General features: G+C 36.0%; 15 protein-coding genes. 8 read left to right on the forward strand and 7 right to left on the reverse strand.

The window, feature by feature from the left end; translation table 11 throughout:
* Positions 1–23 precede the first annotated feature (23 nt).
* Both I5776_RS03240 and I5776_RS03245 read left to right on the forward strand, forming a co-directional pair.
* Positions 24–2,027: a penicillin-binding transpeptidase domain-containing protein gene (locus I5776_RS03240; protein WP_202778945.1), complete on the forward strand. Its 2,004-nt coding sequence runs from the start codon at positions 24–26 to the stop codon at positions 2,025–2,027.
* A 441-nt stretch (positions 2,028–2,468) separates the two neighbouring features.
* A complete protein-coding gene (locus tag I5776_RS03245) occupies positions 2,469–4,166 on the forward strand; it encodes a serine hydrolase (RefSeq protein WP_202778946.1) in 1,698 nt (565 codons plus the stop codon).
* A 65-nt stretch (positions 4,167–4,231) separates the two neighbouring features.
* On the opposite strand, the gene tagU is transcribed toward I5776_RS03245, so the two are convergent.
* Together tagU and I5776_RS03255 are read right to left on the reverse strand one after the other, a co-directional pair.
* Positions 4,232–5,206 carry a polyisoprenyl-teichoic acid--peptidoglycan teichoic acid transferase TagU gene (gene tagU, locus I5776_RS03250; protein ID WP_202778947.1) on the reverse strand — a complete coding sequence of 325 codons (975 nt, stop codon included), beginning with the start codon at positions 5,204–5,206 and terminating at the stop codon, positions 4,232–4,234.
* A gap of 134 nt (positions 5,207–5,340) precedes the next feature.
* Positions 5,341–6,378, reverse strand: coding sequence for a M14 family metallopeptidase (locus tag I5776_RS03255; protein ID WP_202778948.1), 1,038 nt, complete (start codon positions 6,376–6,378; stop codon positions 5,341–5,343).
* A gap of 168 nt (positions 6,379–6,546) precedes the next feature.
* On the opposite strand from I5776_RS03255, the gene I5776_RS03260 reads away from it, so the two are divergent.
* The 4 genes from I5776_RS03260 (at position 6,547) to I5776_RS03275 (ending at position 14,755) form a co-directional block, all read left to right on the forward strand.
* The gene (locus I5776_RS03260; protein ID WP_202778949.1) at positions 6,547–7,650 is read left to right on the forward strand and encodes a polysaccharide deacetylase family protein; all 1,104 of its coding nucleotides are present in this window, start codon (positions 6,547–6,549) and stop codon (positions 7,648–7,650) included.
* An 808-nt stretch (positions 7,651–8,458) separates the two neighbouring features.
* Entirely contained in the window at positions 8,459–9,961 is a 1,503-nt protein-coding gene (locus I5776_RS03265; RefSeq protein WP_246483983.1) for an N-acetylmuramoyl-L-alanine amidase family protein, read from the forward strand.
* 577 nt (positions 9,962–10,538) lie between these two features.
* The gene (locus tag I5776_RS03270) at positions 10,539–13,433 is read left to right on the forward strand and encodes a hypothetical protein (protein ID WP_202778951.1); all 2,895 of its coding nucleotides are present in this window, start codon (positions 10,539–10,541) and stop codon (positions 13,431–13,433) included.
* A 1,142-nt stretch (positions 13,434–14,575) separates the two neighbouring features.
* Positions 14,576–14,755, forward strand: coding sequence for a hypothetical protein (locus I5776_RS03275; protein ID WP_202778952.1), 180 nt, complete (start codon positions 14,576–14,578; stop codon positions 14,753–14,755).
* A gap of 489 nt (positions 14,756–15,244) precedes the next feature.
* Here I5776_RS03275 and I5776_RS03280 read toward each other — a convergent pair whose 3' ends face one another.
* The 5 genes from I5776_RS03280 to I5776_RS03300 all read right to left on the reverse strand — a co-directional run bounded on the left by I5776_RS03280 (position 15,245) and on the right by I5776_RS03300 (position 18,719).
* Positions 15,245–15,643, reverse strand: a complete 399-nt coding sequence (locus tag I5776_RS03280) for a hypothetical protein (protein WP_202778953.1) — start codon at positions 15,641–15,643, stop codon at positions 15,245–15,247.
* A gap of 405 nt (positions 15,644–16,048) precedes the next feature.
* Positions 16,049–16,348 carry a hypothetical protein gene (locus tag I5776_RS03285; protein WP_202778954.1) on the reverse strand — a complete coding sequence of 100 codons (300 nt, stop codon included), beginning with the start codon at positions 16,346–16,348 and terminating at the stop codon, positions 16,049–16,051.
* A 377-nt stretch (positions 16,349–16,725) separates the two neighbouring features.
* Positions 16,726–17,115, reverse strand: coding sequence for a hypothetical protein (locus I5776_RS03290; protein ID WP_202778955.1), 390 nt, complete (start codon positions 17,113–17,115; stop codon positions 16,726–16,728).
* Positions 17,116–17,479: 364 nt separating this feature from the next.
* Positions 17,480–17,668, reverse strand: a complete 189-nt coding sequence (locus I5776_RS03295) for a hypothetical protein (protein ID WP_202778956.1) — start codon at positions 17,666–17,668, stop codon at positions 17,480–17,482.
* 904 nt (positions 17,669–18,572) lie between these two features.
* Positions 18,573–18,719: a hypothetical protein gene (locus I5776_RS03300; protein ID WP_202778957.1), complete on the reverse strand. Its 147-nt coding sequence runs from the start codon at positions 18,717–18,719 to the stop codon at positions 18,573–18,575.
* A gap of 612 nt (positions 18,720–19,331) precedes the next feature.
* Between I5776_RS03300 and I5776_RS03305 the strand changes: the two genes are divergently transcribed.
* Complete coding sequence (locus I5776_RS03305) at positions 19,332–19,550, forward strand: hypothetical protein (RefSeq protein ID WP_202778958.1); 219 nt, start codon at positions 19,332–19,334, stop codon at positions 19,548–19,550.
* Positions 19,551–19,647: 97 nt separating this feature from the next.
* Entirely contained in the window at positions 19,648–20,385 is a 738-nt protein-coding gene (locus tag I5776_RS03310) for an SH3 domain-containing protein (protein ID WP_202778959.1), read from the forward strand.
* The last annotated feature ends 21 nt before the right edge of the window (positions 20,386–20,406 follow it).

A 20,406-nucleotide genomic window follows, 5' to 3' on the forward strand; every position in this document is an offset into this window, starting at 1 on the left:
AGTCAAATTTGAGGAGGCTAATTGTGAAGAAGATATTCTTTATGTTTGCCATGTTACTATTTGTTTTAGCAGCCTGTGAAAAAGAACCTTCACCTAATGATCGATTAGATGAATACGTGAAGCTTTGGAATAAAAATAATTTTGGAGAAATGTACAAAGATTATTTAACATCGGGCGCTAAAAAAGAGTATACATCTAAGGACTTTGTTGATCGTTATCCAAAAGTGTATAAGGATCTTGAAATTAGCGATTTACAAGTCTCCTATAAAAAGTTAGCAGAAGATGATTTTAAAAAGAAAGATAAAGTATCAGTTCCAGTACAAATTTCATTTAAAACGATGGCTGGTGATGTGAAATATAAAGAGAATGTGACGCTGAAAAAAGAAGAGAAAAATGATAAATCGAATTGGTATATTGATTGGAAGCCGGATTTACTTTTACCAGGACTTGAAAAAGGCGATAAAATTAAGCCTGTTACGGTAAGTCCGAAACGAGGCGAAATCCGTGATCGCAATGGCAGTGAACTTGCGGTAAACGGTGAAGTATTTCAAATCGGTATTATTCCGGAAAAAATGGATGGACATGATGAAGAGGTGAAGACGCAATTAGCATCTTTACTAGATATGTCTGTGAAAGAAATTGATCAGAAATTAAATGCTTCATGGGTAAAGCCGGATTTATTCGTACCGATCAAAAAAATCCCATCTACAAAAGAAGAACTAGTTCAGAAACTGTACGCGCTTCCTGGTGTGGATAAACAAGATACAGAAGGAAGGGTTTATCCTTTCGGTGAAGCGACTGCCCATTTAGTCGGATATGTCGGTCCGATTACAGCGGAAGAATTAGAGAAGCAAAAGGGAAAAGGCTATACAGCAAGCAGTGTGATTGGAAAACGCGGCCTTGAGCAAGTATTTGATGAGCAATTGCGCGGGAAAGCAGGGGAAACGATTTCCATCGAGAAGTCTGACGGTACAGAAAAAGTGGTCGCTGAAACGCCCGTACAAAACGGAAAAAATGTGGCAGTGACAATCGATGCCGATTTACAGACGAAAATATATAACGAAATGAAAGGAAATGCTGGAACGGCTTCAGCTATCCATCCGATTACCGGAGAAGTACTTTCATTGGTCAGTTCGCCATCATTTGACCCGAATGATTTTTCTTTAGGGGTATCGAGTAAAGAATATGCGAAGCTTGAAAAAGACCCGCTTCAACCATTGATTAATCGTTTTGCTTTGTCATATGCTCCAGGTTCAGCGATTAAACCAATTACTGGTGCGATTGCGTTGGAAAATGGCACATTGAAAACAAGCAGTACGAAAACAATAAACGGAAAAACATGGGGAAAAGGCGGCGGCTGGGGAGATTATACCATTACCCGCGTGCATGAAACATCCGGACCAATCAATATGGAAACAGCCATGATGTATTCAGACAACATCTTTTTCGCCCAAACGGCTCTTGACATGGGTGGCGACAAATTTGTTAAAGGCTTAAAGAATTTTGGCTTTGCCGAAGAAATTCCATTCACGTATCCGTTGAAAAAATCGCAAGTTTCTTCGGACGGAACATTGAAAGACGGCAGCATTCTGTTAGGTGATACAGGGTATGGCCAAGGGCAAATGCTAACGAATATTTTGCAATTAGCTACCGCCTACACGCCATTCCTAAACAACGGAAATATGATCAAGCCATACTTACTGCTTGATGAAAAGAAAACAGGAATATGGAAGGAACATGTGATTAGTGCTGATAACGCCAAATCCATCGCAGGCATGCTTCGTCAAGTCGTTGCCGACCCACGAGGCACTGGACATGGAGCGGACCTTCCAAACGTAGAACTTGCCGGCAAAACCGGTACAGCCGAACTAAAAAGTTCAAAAGACGAGAAAGGCAAAGAAAACGGAGTCTTCGTCGCCTACGACGCCAAAAAGAAAAACCTTCTCATCTCCATCCTCATCGAAGGAGTCCAAAAAGGAGGCGGCAGCAAACTCGTCGTCCAAAAAGTCGCCAACATCTTTAAATAAGTGCCATTAAATAGATGTCATTGGTGTCAGGCACCAAATATACAAAAAAGCTAATAAATATGTGGAAAAATGCATAAATGGTGCCAGGCACCGTTTATGCATTTTTTTCCTTTTGTTAGGAATGTTGATGAATAGTTTTGAAGCCAAAGTTAATAGAAGGTTGAGGAACTTGGTAGTTAAAGAGAGGTTATGAAGCCCAAGACAGCCGAAATCAGAGGAACTTGGTAATCAAAGCACTGCTTTGTAGCCCAAGAAGAGAAATTCCACCCAAACTTGGTCAACAAAGCACCATATCACACCCAAAACTTCATCGTCAATCCCCACCCTAAAGCACATGTAACCCATCAACAAACACATAAACTACCATTTATCGACACAAACCGACACAACTTCCCGTCCCAACCTCTTATAATAGTAAAAAAGGACCAGGAGGTTAGTTAGGTGAGAACGACAAAAAAGGCATTTATTACTCTTATTCTATTATTCTTGCTATTTTCCATAAAAGGACCCGATACCCAAGCAACAACTATCGAAACATCCTATCAAACATTTACAAAAAACCTATCCCATGAGCTAAAACAATACATAAAGAAATCCGGTGGGGACATTACGCTTGAATATCAAGACCTGACAACCGGAGAGACGTTTGCCATCAATAGTAAGAAATCACATCGAGCAGCAAGTACCATTAAGCTTCCGCTCGCATTGTATGTAATGGAGCTGGCCGATGCCAAAAAAATCAATCTAAACGAAAAATTAACGTACAAACGCTATCATTACTACGGCGGAAGCGGCGTTATCCAAAACGACAAGATTGGAACAAAGTACAAAATTAAAGACCTTGTTAAAAAAGCAATGATCTATAGCGACAACATTGCCTTCATCATGCTTAAAGAAAAAGTCGGACAAGCCAATTTTATTAAGTACATAAAGAAGCTTGGCGGAACATACGCCTATCCTAAGGGCGAAAACAAAACTTCATCACACGATTTAGCCATTTACGCGAAGCATCTATATGACTATGCCCAAACAAGCAAAAATGGAAAAGAACTGTTGAACTACCTGCAACATACGATTTACAATGAAACGATTCCAAAAGGTATAAAAGGCGTGAAAATCGCCCATAAAGTCGGAATGATCCCAGATAGTAAAGTATCGAATGACGTCGGAGTCATTTACGATAAAAATCCATTCGTCCTCGCAATCATGACGAATAAGTTATCGTATGAAAAATCAAAAACAGTCATTTCTAAACTGGCAGCCATCGTATACAAACATCATAAAGTGAAAAACGATGTCGCTTATTTTAAAACAAAAACAGATGTTTCCGTCTACAAATCTACTGATAAGAAAAAGAAAATCGGCCAACTTAAGAAAAATGAAACATTCGCAGTAATAACAAACGAAGGTCCATGGTTAGCCATTCAATTCGGCACAAGCAAAGGCTATATTCAAAAAAAATCTGTAACGAGCTATGCTAAAGCACCTATTACCGGATTTTCAAAACCGAGCGAAATATATCAGGTGAAGCTTTTAAAAACAGCACCCGTCTTAAAAACAGCTTCATCAAAAGGAAAAGTACTTGCAACAATCAACAAAGATATCCAACTTCAAGCAACATCAATGAGTAATGACTATTACAAAGTAACGGTTGGAAACCGTTCTGCTTTTATTCATCAAAAAAATGTGAGTTTACAGTTCACAAAGGCGATAACATACATTCAAATCAACAAAGAAGGAACACCGATTTACACAACAACATCAAACGATAAACAAAAAATCGGCACCTTAAAAAAGGGGATTATTTTTCCGCGGATAAAAGAAGTAGGGGGCTACAGTGAACTTCAATTAGGAACGACAAAAGTATATGTATTAAAATCAGCGACAACACCTATTTACCAAGCAACAATTCGTAAACCGAAAAATCAAACCGCCGGAACAATCAAATTGATAGAAAGCACGACGATCAACGAAGATCCATCCAGGCAACAAACACTCGGAACGATTGATAAAGACCAATCAATAAGCTATATCGAAACCATTCAAGATTGGTACGTCATCAATTATCTCGGTCGAATCGGGTATATTCCAATGGACGCAGCAGAAAATCCCGATGCAAAAACAGAAAACGAATCGTAAAAAAAGGAATCCGGAAGTCAAATTCTCGACTTCCGGATTCCCCTTTTTCTGTCTTCAATTTTCCCTTATTGTCCCGCAGAAACTGTTTCCTGTCCCAGCTCCAAATGCTTCCTTAATTGATCAGAAATCTTTTGTCGCTCCTCATTGGTAACAGCATAATAGTAGATGTTGTCTCCTGCTGCATTAGGAATCCATTCGTTTTCCCCTTTAATTTTATACTCTTCGATATTATTTCGAATATCTTTATACTTCGATTGAATACCAAGCATTTCATCAAAGGTAAAGTTTGTTTTCACATTTTTAGCAAGTGCATCAAAAATATTGTCATAGTTCCATAGAGAGGAGATGCTTGCTCCTTCATCTAGGATGGCTTCAATAATTTCACGCTGACGTTTTTGACGGCCGAAATCTCCTTCCGGATCATCATGACGCATTCTTGAAAATTTCAATGCTTTGCTGCCATTAAGTGTTAAATCCCCAACAGGGAAGTCCACACCGCCGGCGGAAAAGGCTAAATCATTATGGACCTTGACGCCGCCTACTGCATCAACAACATCTTCAAATCCTTCCATATTCACCTTTACATAATAATCAATCGGAATATTTAGAAACTGTTCCACTGTATCCATCGACATTTCCACATCGCCGTAAGCATAAGCATGGTTGATTTTATCAACGGTTCCGTGACCAACAAGCTCTGTCCGTGTATCACGGGGAATACTTAACATCTTAATTGATTTAGTATGTGGATTCACGGTCATAACAATCATCGTATCTGAACGACCTTTATCATTTTTTCGTTCATCCACACCGAGAAGAAGAACGGAAAATGGATCGCCATTTTTCACGGTTACCTCTTCATGTCTTTTGACAGGCTGCTTACGTTCAACCGGTGTATGAATCGTTTTCACTGCGCTATTAAAGGAATGCCAAACCGAATAGGCATAGGCACCTCCACCTAATACAAAGACCCCTACAATAATAAGTAAGACGGTTAGCCATCTTTTCTTTTTCTTTGTTTTTTTCTTCTCGTTCCTCATTTTCCTTTTCCCTTCTATAAGTATATCAATCAAGTAAAATATGTTTTGTCATAAGAAAATTTGCTTCATTCGATATAAGGAGTTAAATCCCCATATTCTTTAGAAGCACATTCGGCTTAAAAAGATTCAGCTTTTTAATGTTTTTTTGCATATAGGGCATAGCCGCTTTTCGCAACATATAGCCCGACTAATTTATTTTCTTTCCAAGTTTGCTTAAATTGTGAGACGTTGAGATTCGTATTTCCAGGATAGTTTCCAATCTCAGGAGTGAAGCTTGGTCGTTTGTACTTAGAAACGAACCAATCCGTAAAGCCGCCGCCTGATGGATTTTTCCCCGGATAAACAAGTTTGTACTTCGTTAATTTGCCAATCGCCTTCGCATAAGCAAGATCGCGTTTATACAATGTTTTCGACTGGTGGAAATTCCAATAAAGAATTTTTCCCGCTGTGTGATAGGCAACTGCCATTTCAGGATTAATTTCTTTTACAAAAGCGACCATTGCCTTCGTTTCCTTTGCAGTTACAGGGGCTTTCCCTTTGTATAGGCTCCATTTAGGCTTTCCAGGATCCAACTTAATATGTTTCCAATCAGCATCGTACTGGCGGTTTAGGTCGACGCCTTTTCCGTTCGCTTTCCAGCGCTTGAAACTTTTACTGCCTTCATTCATTTTAATGAGCTTCGCATGATCCTTTTTTGGAAAAGCTTTTAAGCCGGATTGCTGAAGCGTAACCCCATCCGGATTGACCATTGGGACAAACCACATCGTTGTTCGATCTAGTACTTTTCTCACATCGTAGCCATCGAGTTTTTTCTTCGACAGATAGTATTGGGCATATTGATCGAGCATATACATATTGAGATTTGTCGTCAGCCATTCTCTCGCATGGTGGGAGCCATTGATGAAAACCGTCGCTTTCCCGGTACCTAAAGATACAGCATACAATGGTTTTCCATATTCACTTTTTCCGATGATCTTGTAATGGATGATGTCGGGATATTGTTTCGCCAATTTTTTAATATCACGAACCATTTCTTTATATGTATATGTTTGATTTGGATTGACGATGTCTTTACTAGCCGCATGAACGGAATTTATACCGTGTGACGAGTTTATTTGAAAGAAGAAACAGGTAAAGAAGAGCAAGCAGAAAGAATAGATTCCCTTTTTCATAATTTAGGAAGTACCTCCAACAAAATAATTTGACAGATTTCGAGAATATCCTTCATTAAATATACTATAGATGGTGAAAATTTTGACAAAATTTTTCGCCATTTTGATTTAAAATAGATTACAATTATGTTACAAAAGTACTACAACATCTTACGAGGGGGAAGAATAGTGAGGAAAAAACCGATTATATCCTTCATCATTGCCTGTTTTCTGTCTATTCTAGTATTCAATCAATCTGCCAGTGCAAGTGAGCAAAAGAAAGTATTTGTTGCTGTGAATGACCAAGTCATTACGTTTAAGACAGATAAACCGTATATTTATAAAAAAGTTACTTATGCCCCAGTTCAATTTTATACAAAACTAGGAATCAAGATATCTACGAACAAGGCAAAGCATGTAGTGTATTTAACAAAAGGGAAGAAACAAATCACACTGAACACGAAAACTAATACTCTACAAACCGTCGAGGGAAAAAAGAGAACCTATTCACTAACAAGTTCGGCAAAGAAAACGGTGGCACCATTTAATTATGTAGGAACGTATTTCGGATATAAAATTACTCATTATTCAAAAGGTCCGATTATCCGGGCAGCGAATTCAAGTGCAAAGTTAACAATCGCACAGGTATATAAAAAATATGAGTATACGATTAAACCGAAGAAGCCGGCGTACATCACATTTGATGATGGTCCGAATACAAGTGTTGATCGCATTCTTTCTATATTAGATAAATACAAGGCTAAGGCGACATTTTTCATGCTAGATAACAATATGAAGCAACATACAAAGGCTGTAAAGAAGATGAAGAAAGATGGTCATGGGCTTGCCTGTCATGGTGTTACCCACGACAAGAATAAATTTTATCATTCTCCGACGTCGGCATCGAATGAAATGAAAACATGTCTCGCAACTTTGAAAAAGGTTAGTGGTGTAAAATCAGTGATGATTCGTGTCCCATATGGAAGTGTACCTTATATGACAAAACCATATCGTGATAAAATGGATCAAAATGGCTATAAGATGTGGGATTGGAATATTGATAGTCTTGATTGGAAATGGTTAAATGGACCTAAAACGGCGGATTATACGATTAGTCAAATTAAGGATTTGAAAAGGAATGGGGTTACACCATTAATTTTAATGCATGATAAGCCAACTACGGCAGATGCTTTGCCCAAAATATTGAAGTTTTTAAAAGATAACGGTTATGAGTTAAGGCCGCTTACTAATGAAATGAAGCCGTATAATTTTTATCACAAAATTAAATTGTAATAAGGGGAAGGCATGGGTGATTTGGTCCATGTCTTTTTTATGGTGTTTTGGTTGTGGTCAAGCCCGTTCCTTTCCGCTGCAGGTGCTCGCTTTCCGCGGGGAGGAAGTCGAGCCTCCTCGACGCTTCGCGACTGTGGGGTCTCGACTTTTCCTCTGCATCCCGCAGGAGTCTCGCACCTTCCGCTCCAATCCACTCAGTGGTCCTGATAGTGTTTGTGGCAAGACTCGTTTAGGAAAATTGTAATAGGTGAAGAAGTGGCCGTTTCTTTCCACTGCAGGTGCTCGCTTTTTCGCGGTGAGAAGTCGAGCCTCCTCACATCGCTGCGCTCTTGCGGGGTCTCGACTTTTCCTCTGCATCCCGCAGGAGTCTTGCACCTTCCGCTCCAATCCACTCAGTGGTCCTGATAGTGTTTGAGGCAAGACTCGTTTAGGAAAATTGTAATAGGTGAATAAGGGGCAGTTTCTTTCCGCTGCAGGTACTCGCTTTTTCGCGGTGAGAAGTCGAGCCTCCTCATTGCTGCGCTCTTGCGGGGTTTCGACATTTCCTCTGTGTCCCGCAGGAGTCTCGCACTTTCCGCTTCAATCCACTCAGTGTTTCAAAATGTTGGAGCAGTAATGTTACATAGTTTCTAGAATTCCTATCTTAGGTTTCTACAATTTTTTTAATAAAAATTTACATTTACTAGTATAAAAGTACCAAATGCATGCAACTAGTCCAATATTTCTATTAAAATACCAATTTATTCTGCAAAATATGATAAACTATGACATGATGAGACTATGAAAGGGGAACATTTTGGTGAAAATAATGCGAAAAGTCATATTTTTTGTTTTGGCAATTTTCCTAATGTTTACATCGGCTGGAAACATTGGTTATGCCGCAACTGTTAAGCCACCGGATATTAAGAAAGTGAAGCCGATCGGCGAGCGGGTGGTTACGGCAACTAGCCTTTATATTCGGACAGGACCAAGCACGAAATATAAATCGGTCGGTTATGTAAAGAAGAATAAAAAGGTGAAAGTTTACGAGATTAAGAAAGGCTGGGCGTATATTACTTACGGAAGTAAAAAAGGATATGCGAGTGCCACTTACTTAAAAGTCGTAAAGAAAAAGGCAGCTCCAGCTAAGCAGAAACCAACTCCAGCTAAGAAAAAACCTGCTGCAGTTAAGAAAAAAATCGGTGAACGCATCGTTACTGCAACAACCTTAAATGTTCGTTCAGGACCAGGAACAAAATATAAAACTGTTGGTCAATTAAAAAAGAACAAAAAAGTAAACATCTATGAAATAAAAGGCAACTGGGTATACATAATAGATGGGAAACTAAAAGGATATGTAAGCAAAACATATTTAAAGGCAGTCCCGGCAAAAAAACCAACGACAACAAAACCAAAGCCAAAACCAGATCCAAAACCAACTCCGCCAAAGGACAACACGAATAAACCAGAAAAACCAACGACTCCACCAAAAGACACGGATAAACCAACTGAACCAGAAAAACCGGTGACTCCGCCAAAAGACGATAAGCCTGATGTATCAGGTCACGGCAAATCGAATGGCCAACGGATCGTCAATGTTGCTGGATTAAATATCCGTCAAGGACCGAGCACTTCGTACAAATCTATCGGCGTCTTAAAGAAAGATGCCAAAGTAACCATGTATGATATTAACGCAGGCTGGGCATTTGTAACGTCTGGAAAATTAGCAGGATATGTGCGCACAACATACCTTCAATCCACAACGCCAGTGAACAAACGAATCATCGCCCTCGATGCAGGACATGGTGGAAAAGACCCAGGTGCAAGTGCCAATCAACTTGTTGAAAAAGATGTGACACTGAATATTGCTTTACGTGTTCAGAAATTATTAAAGAAAGCCGGCATCGAAGTAGCTATGACGCGTACGGGTGATACATACCCAACACTACAAGATCGAATCGACGTTGGTGTAAAAGCAAATGCCGATGCATTTATTAGTATTCACTGCAATACGTTCTCTAAAGAAAGCGCAAATGGAACGGAAACCTACTATAATAATGGCGGTCCGAAGGATCGTGCAAATGACAGTAAGAAATTAGCTTCATTTATCCAAACTCGTCTTGTAAAAGCGATTGAAACAACGAACCGTGGTGTGAAGCAACAAGAATATCAAGTAGTGAAATATAATCCACTAGCAGCTGTTCTTATTGAGCTTGGCTTCCTTTCGAACAAAGAGGATGCATCTAAGCTTGCTTCAGATGAATATAGCGACCTAGCAGCACAATCCATTTATCAAGGAGTATTGGATTACTACAATTATATAGGTAAATAAAAAACGAGCATTTGCTCGTTTTTTTAATAACTGAATAATGAAATAATATTAAAAAAATATTACAAATATCTCATCCGATTAACAAAAATATTACGAGTTATTTCATATTATATATAGATTTTTTACGAATATATTTCCTACCTATTGAATATAGTCAAATTATGTGAAAAAGTTAGTTTCTAAGTATTAAACATTCACAGATTCTGTCGATAATACAAGTAGAGTGTGGTTGAATATTATCGTTTTTTGTAAAATTGGTAAAAAATACTTCACCTAGAATACTTGTAATTTGTGTCAAGTACGGTAAAATAAATGTAACAAGTAAATTTATCCTCTACATAAATAATGTAGCAATCTATGAATAATATAGTTGACCTGGTAATTTATACTGGTTTATACTAATGTTTATGGAATGATTAAATTTGCTTAATCGTATTTTACTAGTCCTTCGAGACGACATGATTAGATACATAGAATAAGATTGTTCGACATTTTGTCGATGATCAATCATCTAAGAAATGTCTCAAACTAGTTTAATAACAAATTAAGAGAGAAGAAAAGGGAGGAACAATCGGAAATGACATACCAACCAAAGTCTTACCGTAAATTTCTAGCTGCAACTGCAACAGCTGCAGTAGTAGCAACATCTGTAGTACCAGCAATTGGTGCTAGCGCAGCAGTGAAAAAAGATACGACACCACCTTCAATCAAATATTCTGGATTAGAAAACGGTGATCGTCTAAGCAAAGCTGACCAAAAATTAGATGTTAGAGCAAGCACAGATACTGCTAACATCAAAGTTTACCAAAATGGTAAATTAATCAAAACAATCAAAGCTGTTTCTGGTTCAGTAGCTGTAAAATTAAATAAAGATATTAAAAAAGGTAAAGATTACGCAAACACATTTAATATCGTTGCGACTGACAAATCTGGAAACAAAGCTAATAAAGTAGTTCGTGTAACTTACGATACAACTGCACCTGATATCAAAGTTGAAGGTGGACTTGAAAACGGTAAAGAATACGATAAAGCTGAACAATCATTTACTGTAAGAGCAAGCTCTGACGTAACAAAAGTTCAAGTATTCCAAAACGGTAAATTAATCAAAGAAGCTGAATACAAAGCTGGCGATAAAGTTGCAGTTGACGCTGTACTTAACAACGACAACGAAGCTAACCCTGGCCTAAACACATTCAACGTTGTTGCTTTTGACAAAGCTGGTAACAAAAATAACGAAGTTGTACGTGTAACATATGCTTCTGTTGCTAAAGTTGAAAGTGTAAGTGCGATTAACACTAAAACTATTAAGGTAGAATTCAATAAAGCTATTGATGATACTAAAGCGAAATTTGAAGTTAAAAAAGGTTCGGTAGCTGTTAATGTTGCAAAAACAACAGTTTCTGCTGATAAAAAATCAGTTGAACTTGAGTTAGCTAGCAAGTTCTATGAAGGTGAGTATACTGTTAATGTTACTGGTTTATCTGAACAAGCATTAACTGGATCTGTAAAGGTAGAAAATGAAAAAGTAGCTAAAATTGAAGTATTAAGTGAAACTGCTCCACTTTTATCTGGTGATACTAAAGCTTCAGTAGGCTACCGTGTATTAAACCAATACGGAGAAAACATTACTGATTCCGCATTAGCAAGTAACATAAATTGGAATGCAACTAGTGGCACTGATGCAGATGATGACAATAAAGGTGTTGTAACTTTCAGTGTTAACGGTAAAAAAGCGGGAGATAAAGTTGTTCTTACTGGTATCAATCAAGCTACAAACACTGTAGTTTCAACTACTGTTACTATTAGCGATAAGTCTGTTGTTGATACTTTAAGTTTCAAAGGTATTTACAATGAAGATAGTAAAGAATTGAACAGTAATTCTACATTATCAGACTTCTCTCTATTGGTAGAAGTTAAAGATCAATATGGTAAAGCTTTAAAAGCTTCTTCTTTAGATGATGTTTTATTTACTTCATCGAATGAAGGTTTACTTAAAGTAAAAACAGCTAAAGATGGTCAAGGGAAAGATAAAAATGAAGTTGGTCTTGAATTAGAAGCTGGAGCTAATTTTGGATTAGGTGGTAAAGCAATTATCACTGCTATTACTAAATCCACAGGTAAAGTAACACAGTTTGAAGTAAATGTTAAAGCTGCTCCTTCATTGGATACTTTTTCAATTACTGCTCCAAATGAACTTGTAGCGGCTAACGATACTGTGAAAATTCCTTTCACTGCAGCAGACCAATACGGTAATGCATTAACTAAATTCAAAGATTTAAAAGGTTTAGTTGATTTCTCTGCAACAGGAGATGCAAAACCAGTACTTAAAGAAGATACTACAAATGGTAATGCTTATCTTGAATATAAACCTGACAGTAAAGGTCTGAAAGTTATCTTTGCAACAACAAAAACAGGTAAAGTTTCTCAATTGACCCTTGATGTAAAGGAAGCTGCTGAAGGTGTTACAATTGAATCATTAAAAGATGTAACAACTACAGTTGCTGTAGGTGGAGAATCAGAAGTTTCAGCAAAGAATTTTGTAGTAAAAGATCAGTATGGTCGTACTTTTAAACTAGCTGATAACTTTGCAAACTACAAAGTGGTTGCTACACAAGATGATAAAAGCGATGTAGTTACATTAACAGGTACTGACATTGCTAAAGATACCGATAAAGTAGTTGTAAATGGTGGTGCTAAAGGTAGCGAGGAAGTTACATTTACTCTTTATAAGAAAGATGAAAAAGGTACTTTCCAAGAAGTGAAAACTAGCCCAATCAAAGTTGCATTTAATGTTACTGAAAAGTCTGCTTTCTCTTCTTATGAAGTAGGAGATGTCGATACAGTATACGCTGATGCGAAAACTGGTGAATATACTAGAACTTTAAAAGTTTACGGTGTAACTGCTAAAGGTGACAAAGTATTACTTCCAAAAGGAAATTATACTGTAACTTCAAGCAATAAAGCATTATCTTATGATAATGGTACATTAGATGTTAAAGATGGCGTAGATGTTGCTGCAGTATTTGGCACAAATAATGAAATTAAAGTTAACTTAACTATTATTGTTGATGGTGCTGAAAAACCAGTAACTTTAACAAAAGAAGTTACTGTTTCAAAAGTTGCTCCAAAAACTTCTAAAGTAGAATTTGATGCAGATCAATTAGTTGGCGGATTAGGAACTGTTGCAACAACTTCTTTAAATGCTAAAGATACAGATGCGTCTGCTCTTAATGCAGTTTTAAAATTAGTTGATCAATATGGTGAAGATTATACTCCAGAAGAAGTTAAAATTACTATTACTAATGTAAAAGATAATGATAAGTCCGGTGCTATTGAAGTAACAAATAATGGTAAGAACAATGTTAACATAGAAGGTGTTACTGAAGGTGATACTTTTGTTGCAACTTACTTAGTAGACGGACAAGTGAATTCTTTGAATTTCAAAGTAGTTGCTGGTGAAGTTACTCCTTAATAAAACTAAACGAAACGTTACTTTATAAGCTAGTATGCTAGCGAAAAAAGTCAAAAACACCTCATGCTTTGACTTCGTGGTTAATACCATGAGGTGTTTTTTTGAACTATTGATATACCATATTGTGGGTGAAATACCCACACTTGCTAAATAGTTAGGAGCAAGTGCCTAATCCTCCTGCATCCAGTGAAGCACTAACGCAGCCAAAGGGATGAAGTCAGGTGAAGTCGTACTCATAAAGTTGAGGCGGGGTTCCATAAAAGGTGACTATGGTTAGGAGACGAATCCATGTTTAGGCAGGATGAGGTAGTGAATATTAAGGATAGCTAGGAGTTTAGTATTCATCCTTAAATCCGTAATGATTTAATGGAGATCAGCACAATTAACTATTAAACTGGTCTTTCTCATTTCTGAATAGTGGAGGCCTACGGTCATCAAAAAGAGGGATGGTAGCAATGGAACGTTTGAAGTCTTACTAGAAGAGGTGGGTTAGCACCTGTGAGGCTAGTAGGATGGCGGCGGGTTCATAGTAGTGTAGATAGCTAGCCGATTGAACCTGTATGGTAACATGCGGGGAGGAGAAAACTAGCTGGAGCGAAGGAACCCAGTCAGTAGTAGAATTAAAACTTATTTCCCCAAATAAGTGATATAACATCATAATGGCGACCAATCAATTTCCGATTGGTCCTCATTTTAGAAAAAATATAGGTATATTGACATGCGTATAAATACATACAAGAATTCGGAATTCTACAATTGATAGCACGCCGTGTGCGCTGAAAGGCGCCCGCACGGTGTAGGCCCGAAGCGAAAGCCATAAATATATGGTATAAGTCGGGAATAGCGACACAGTAGCACCAACTATTCAAAATGCTAGTTTAGCTTTAGATGGTCAAGCATTATTAGCATCATTCTCACTTAGTGAAGAAATTGATTTAACAACTAAAGCAGATGTTGAACTTAGTTATTTTACAAAAGATGAAAATGGTAAACTAACTGCAATCACTAATACTATTGAAGGTGCTCCACTTGTAAAGAATAAAACCTGGGACGGATACCTTGCAAATGTAAATCCACCTGAAAAAAATTATTCCACAGGAACAGCTAAAAACTCAGCATATTCTGATGTTATAGCTAAAGATGTGGTAATTGGTTCAAAAGTTCAAAAAGGATATCAATTAAATGGAGATATGGACTATGTTCAAGTTACCGATTATTCTACTACTCCAGGAACATATGTTGTAAAAATCAAAGTTATTGATAATGCAGGTAATATTTCTGAAATTGTTACAAAAGAATTAGTAGTACCTTCTGTTGATTAATAAAATATAAACGGAAAGATTAAGGTACTTATCGATCTAAGGAGTCTTTTGAAAGATTAGTAGATGTAGAATACTATGGATGGAAAGCTCTTTGGAAAATAATCTCCGGAGGGCTTTTCATTTAAGGTTTCAGAAATTAATGCTAATTTGAAGACTAAAAAGTTGGAACGGGAAAAAATTCAATAAATCTATTCTTCATAAAAAAAACTTTAGTTTTTACGAAAGTTCAACAAATTTGGAAAGTGGAATGCAATCCCAACAACTCTTACGATATTAATTGAAATTCTTTTCTATCGTATTCACAAACTCATTTTTGACAAAAAATAAAAGAAAAACTCTGTAAAGAATTCTCCACAGAGCTATTCACAAACTACTTTCCTTAATCTCCACAAAAATGTAGAGTGACAGGCACTGTTCTCAATAAAAAAACTCAATAGAAGTTTTTCTAAAGGGTATTCCCTTTTCCTTCCTTTCAAAGAATGCTTTTCCTCAGAACGTACCTACAATTAAAGCCTCATTCTTGATACCGGAAAGTGAATTACCTGCTATGTCTTCTAAAATGTTTAAAGCAGCATCTATATTTTCAATTGTCAAAATATCCCCTTCTAGCACACCATATGTTTGGCCAAATATATCAGGAACCTCTTTTATTGTTAATAGCAATGATGTTGGGCTATCAAATTTTATTTCTACATTTTTTGAAGCAAAGTTTTGATTACTATCAAAATCTTTTATTTTGAAGAGTTGATCAATAGAAGCTACTGTAATCGAAGACTGCTTTGATATATTCATAGGTTCAGAAAATGTAATTCGCACTGTATCGTTTATATTGCTAAAATAATGTGCAGGACTATTGTTTCCCCCATCTCTAATATCAATAGAAATCACTTGTGGTGCTAATGTATCACTATTCTCGTCTTATACCAACTTTTGGCTTTATAACGAGCCTTCACCGTGCAGGCGACTTTCATCGCACACGGCGATCCGTCAGTGGTAGTTCATTTCTCTTACTTCCCCATCTTTATTTTACAAAATAAAGTTAGAATTTGTTCAAGTTTTTTATTTAAATTAAAAATAAGAAATGACTGTTTTTGTGAATGAGAAATAGAGAGGGGAATAATGGATATTTATTATTTGCTTTTTAATTTATTAATCTTTCGTATTTATTCAAGAATGACATGCAACGTATAATATAAATATAAAAAATAAATCTACTTTGAAGTTAAAGCAGTGTTGCATAATGCTCCGAATGTATAAGAAAAAACCTCACCCTTAGGTAAGGTCAAATGGTTACTATACTCTATAGTTTCTTTCAACTACTACATACTCTCTTAATGTTCCATCCTCTGCTTTTACAACTACTTTAACTAATCCCACAGTTAAACCTGAGTTAAGAACAGGATCGGAATTAAATGATTCTGGAACACTATTAAATTGTTCTTCATTATCAATAGTTGATTCTGCAGGAAATACTTTAAGATCCGCCTTTGAATCGCTAAGTCTTAAGCTGTTTATAAGTTGTGTCACAGTACCTTGAGTTTCGCTGTAACTAACATATAATACTGATTCATCAGGATATTTCCAGGAATTCAAACCATCAACATATATATTTGTATCACTACTTAAACTTGTTTCAGGTATGCTATTCTCGTCTTATACTTACTAGTTTTATAACGAGCCTTCACCGTACAGGCGACTTTCATCGCATACGGCGATCCGTCAATAGTAGTACTTTTTTTCTTATTTCCCCAATCAGTAGAATAATCGAAGATTGTCGAAATGTAAATATAAATTTGCTTTACTTTTTACATAGTGTAAATTGTAAATTAACGTAGAAACATGTATTAGTTAATTAGACCTAATAGAAATATGCTTTTGTAGAGAAATTTGTAATAGAGTATAGTCGCTTAAAGTGCTAAACGTGCAAAAAAACCCCACCTAAAAAGGTGAGGTCATATACATACTTCTCTTTATTTAACTAAAGTAGGTGGTGTTTGAGTTTTATTCCAACTTTCGCCAATTTTATTTCCATTTTCGTCATACCATATCGGAAAGCAACCATCCTCATTATCGTGGGCTCCGGCATTAGGCATATATTCAATTTTTACTACCACTTTTCCATCGGAATCGGTAAGACCAATATGATTTGTTAATACTTCAACCAGCTGATGTGTAGTTGGATGCATTGTACTACCTTTATATTGATTATCATTTACTTCGTATAGTTCAGTAGTAGTAGAAGTTTTGTCCATAATAGCTAATTTCAAGTTAAATTGGTAATTTGGTATTGGCTGACCTTCTTGATCTATAGCAGTTAAGGTGTAATTTGCTGTTCCACCAACACTTTGACTTCCACTCATTGAAATAGTTGAATTTACATAACTAAATACTTGTTCGCTATTCTCGTCTTATACCTTATCTATCTTTTAGTTTTATAACGAGCCTTCACCGTACAGGCGATTTTCATCGCATACGGCGATCCGTCAGCAGTAGTTCTTTTTTCTTATTTCCCCATAAAGTAGAATAATCGAATTTTGTCGAATTGTAAATATAAATTATTTCCTTTTTTTACTTGGTTTTAGTTAGTTTGAAAATCCTCGTCGATAAGCTAAATTGCAACTAAAGGAATGTGCAGTTTTAGAAAATAACGCGATGTTTTTTTGTTGCTTGATGTTCCTGATGAGTAAGAAAAAACCCCACCTAATGGTGAGGTAAAATCTTAACTTAAGGAGCTATAACAGTTACTTTTTGAACTGTTTTAGAACCATCCTTCATGACAGAATATAAAGCATAAGATACTCTTGTACCTGTTGGATACCTATCACCAAATCCGTCGTTTCCTTTGTATGTAATATCAGCATACTTTGGAATTGTATCATTTGCTTCCCCAGATTCAGAAACTAATATATACATCTCATAATGAGACCAATTGGGATCATTATTTCCGTTCCAATATACACTTATCTCTCCTGAGCCGGGATCTCCCTGTATTGCTCGTAAGTTTATAGCTGTATCAATTGGCCAAACTTCTTTTGACCCTTCTGGTTCACTATTCTCGTCTTATACTTTTCAGCTTTATAACGAGCCTTCACCGTACAGGCGACTTTCATCGCATACGGCGATCCGTCAGCAATAGTACTTTTTTCTTATTTCCCCATAGAGTAGAATAATCGAATTTTGTCGAATTGTAAATAAAAATTATTTTATTTCATACACGGTATTAGTTAGTGTGGAAATACTCGTCGATAAGCTAAATAAAATTGGATATGAAATTAAAAAAAGACAACCATCTGTAAATAGAAAAGTCACCTTTCTTGTTGTAATATTATTTAACTACTTTAATTACTAATTCCTTACTGGTATATTTATATACCCCATCTATAGCATCGATATAAAATACTGATCTGGTTTTAAAATGTTTTATTATTTAATCTTCTAATTACTATTATGATCTGCAAAAGCAAAACCATATATAGTGTCACCTTTTTTTTACTTTTCCCTGAAAAATCTGCACCTTTAGTTTTATATGCATAAACACAACCATAAGGAGCTGTTTTTCCTGTGATAAATTAGTACTTTTTACTTTTTTCACTGACAATGCTATTTTTTTTATGTTAACTTTCACTGTAAAAGTCCTAGTATTACCAGAAAAATCCTCTACAACGAATTTTTGATTACCGTTTTTTTTAGTTTAAACACATCATTATATATTCTAGTAATCCTACCATTTATATTTTCATACTTAACATTAGGGAGTAATTTTCCTTATGTAACATTAAACCTACATAAAAGACCCCACCATACGGTGAGGTAAGAACTAAAATACAAAATCTTCCCAACTAGTAGTTATTCTATCCATCTCTTCATAAGGATTTAATTGACCTATAAATGTGAGTAGACCATTTTCTTTGTCAATTAATATTTCATTAATATAGCGAACACTAGGATACTCCCAAGTTTTCACTAAAGTGCCAGTAGGGTTATAGGCAGCGACAGAAAATCGATTACTATTTTCGTTACCTGTAAAAACCCAATAATCATATTTTCCTAAATGAAAACCAATGATATTTTGAGTTGGTTGTATACGATAATGTCTATATCCATTAGGAGGCTTTATCGTAGATATTATATTATTATTACGTTCGGAAATTAATTCGATGTCGTCTACTGTTATTACGCTATTCTCGTCTTATACTTTATTTATCTCTCAGTTTTATAACGAGCCTTCACCGTGCAGGCGACTTTCATCGCACACGGCGATCCGCCAGCATTGTTTCATTTAAACTTATTTCCCCCTATTAATTATATATTACTCATTAGTAATATAACAACAAACATATTAAATTTTATGCAAAAGAACTGTTAAAATAGGCAGATCCCTTTAGTAATGTCGAATACTTCACCGCATTCTCGGGTTTCAAAATGATATAAAATGTTTATTATAAGTTTCGTAAACATCATTTTTAAATGGCAAATGAGGATATGTTGTCATATAAAGTGGGGACAATAAAGGTTATTCCTGGCAGGAATAGTCAAATAAAAATTAATATAATATGTAAAGGAAAAAGTCATGATAATGAGAGCCATCGGTTTTTTAATGGTCCTAACAGGAATCGGTATATTAGGACGGCTAATGATAACAGCATACAAAAATAATAAGAATGAAAGCATATGGGTGAAAATGCTGTTATTAGTTTCTGTGTTGGTAGACTTTGCATTAGATACAACGGGATTAATCCTTATTTTTATTTATGCTTTAATCTTGATTGGTGTAAGTTTAATTATTTATTTTTAAATTTATATCCTTTAAGTTTTTCTCCAAAAAATAAATACAATTCAGGTAGATTTTGCTATGATGAAATAGTAAATATTACCCAGAAGGGGAGAAAGACTTGAAGATTAAGAATCTATTAAGACTAGTATTAGCATTTTTATTAGTTATTAGCGTATTTGTTCCCTATTCGAATAGTACTATATTTGCTAAAACTAATACTGCTTATGTAAATGCAGATGTTTTGAATGTAAGAGCCAAAGCTTCAACATCATCTAAAAAACTTGGAACATTGAAATACGGTACTAAAGTGATTGTTTATGTAAAAAATAAAAGTGGATGGGCAACGATTAAATACAAAGGTAAAAAGGCATATGTTAAGGCTGAGTTCTTAAGTTCAACAAAAAAGAAAAGCTTTTTAATGGATCGGACAATGATTTACACAGTTCAATATAGCGGTGGGGAACGAATCAACTTTAAATTTGATCATAAAAATACGTATAATGGGATGAACGAATATTATTGGTTTAGCAATGATGGGGCAGAGTTGAGTGAAACACAAACAGCAACGGAATATCGAGTTGGTGGCGGATTCGGCGGTGCTATTGTAATGAAGCGAAATGCGAAAGTAGGAGACAAAATATATTCGTACGGTTCTGCTGAAAAGTTTTATGATGGGAAAATTATTAGCGTAAATGCTAAAGTGAAAACTCATGCAAGGACCTTTACGAACTGTACGGTCATTAAGGAAAATGGCGGAGGAAAGAGGTACTACGCACCTGGGCATGGGATGGTAAAAAAGGTCGATAAAAACGGTAAAATTTTAACACAGCTTTATTTGATAAAAAAAAGGAAATAAAACACGCATTTGTATTATGTG

The organism is Heyndrickxia vini (assembly GCF_016772275.1).
Classification (GTDB): Bacteria; Bacillota; Bacilli; order Bacillales; family Bacillaceae_C; genus Heyndrickxia; species Heyndrickxia vini.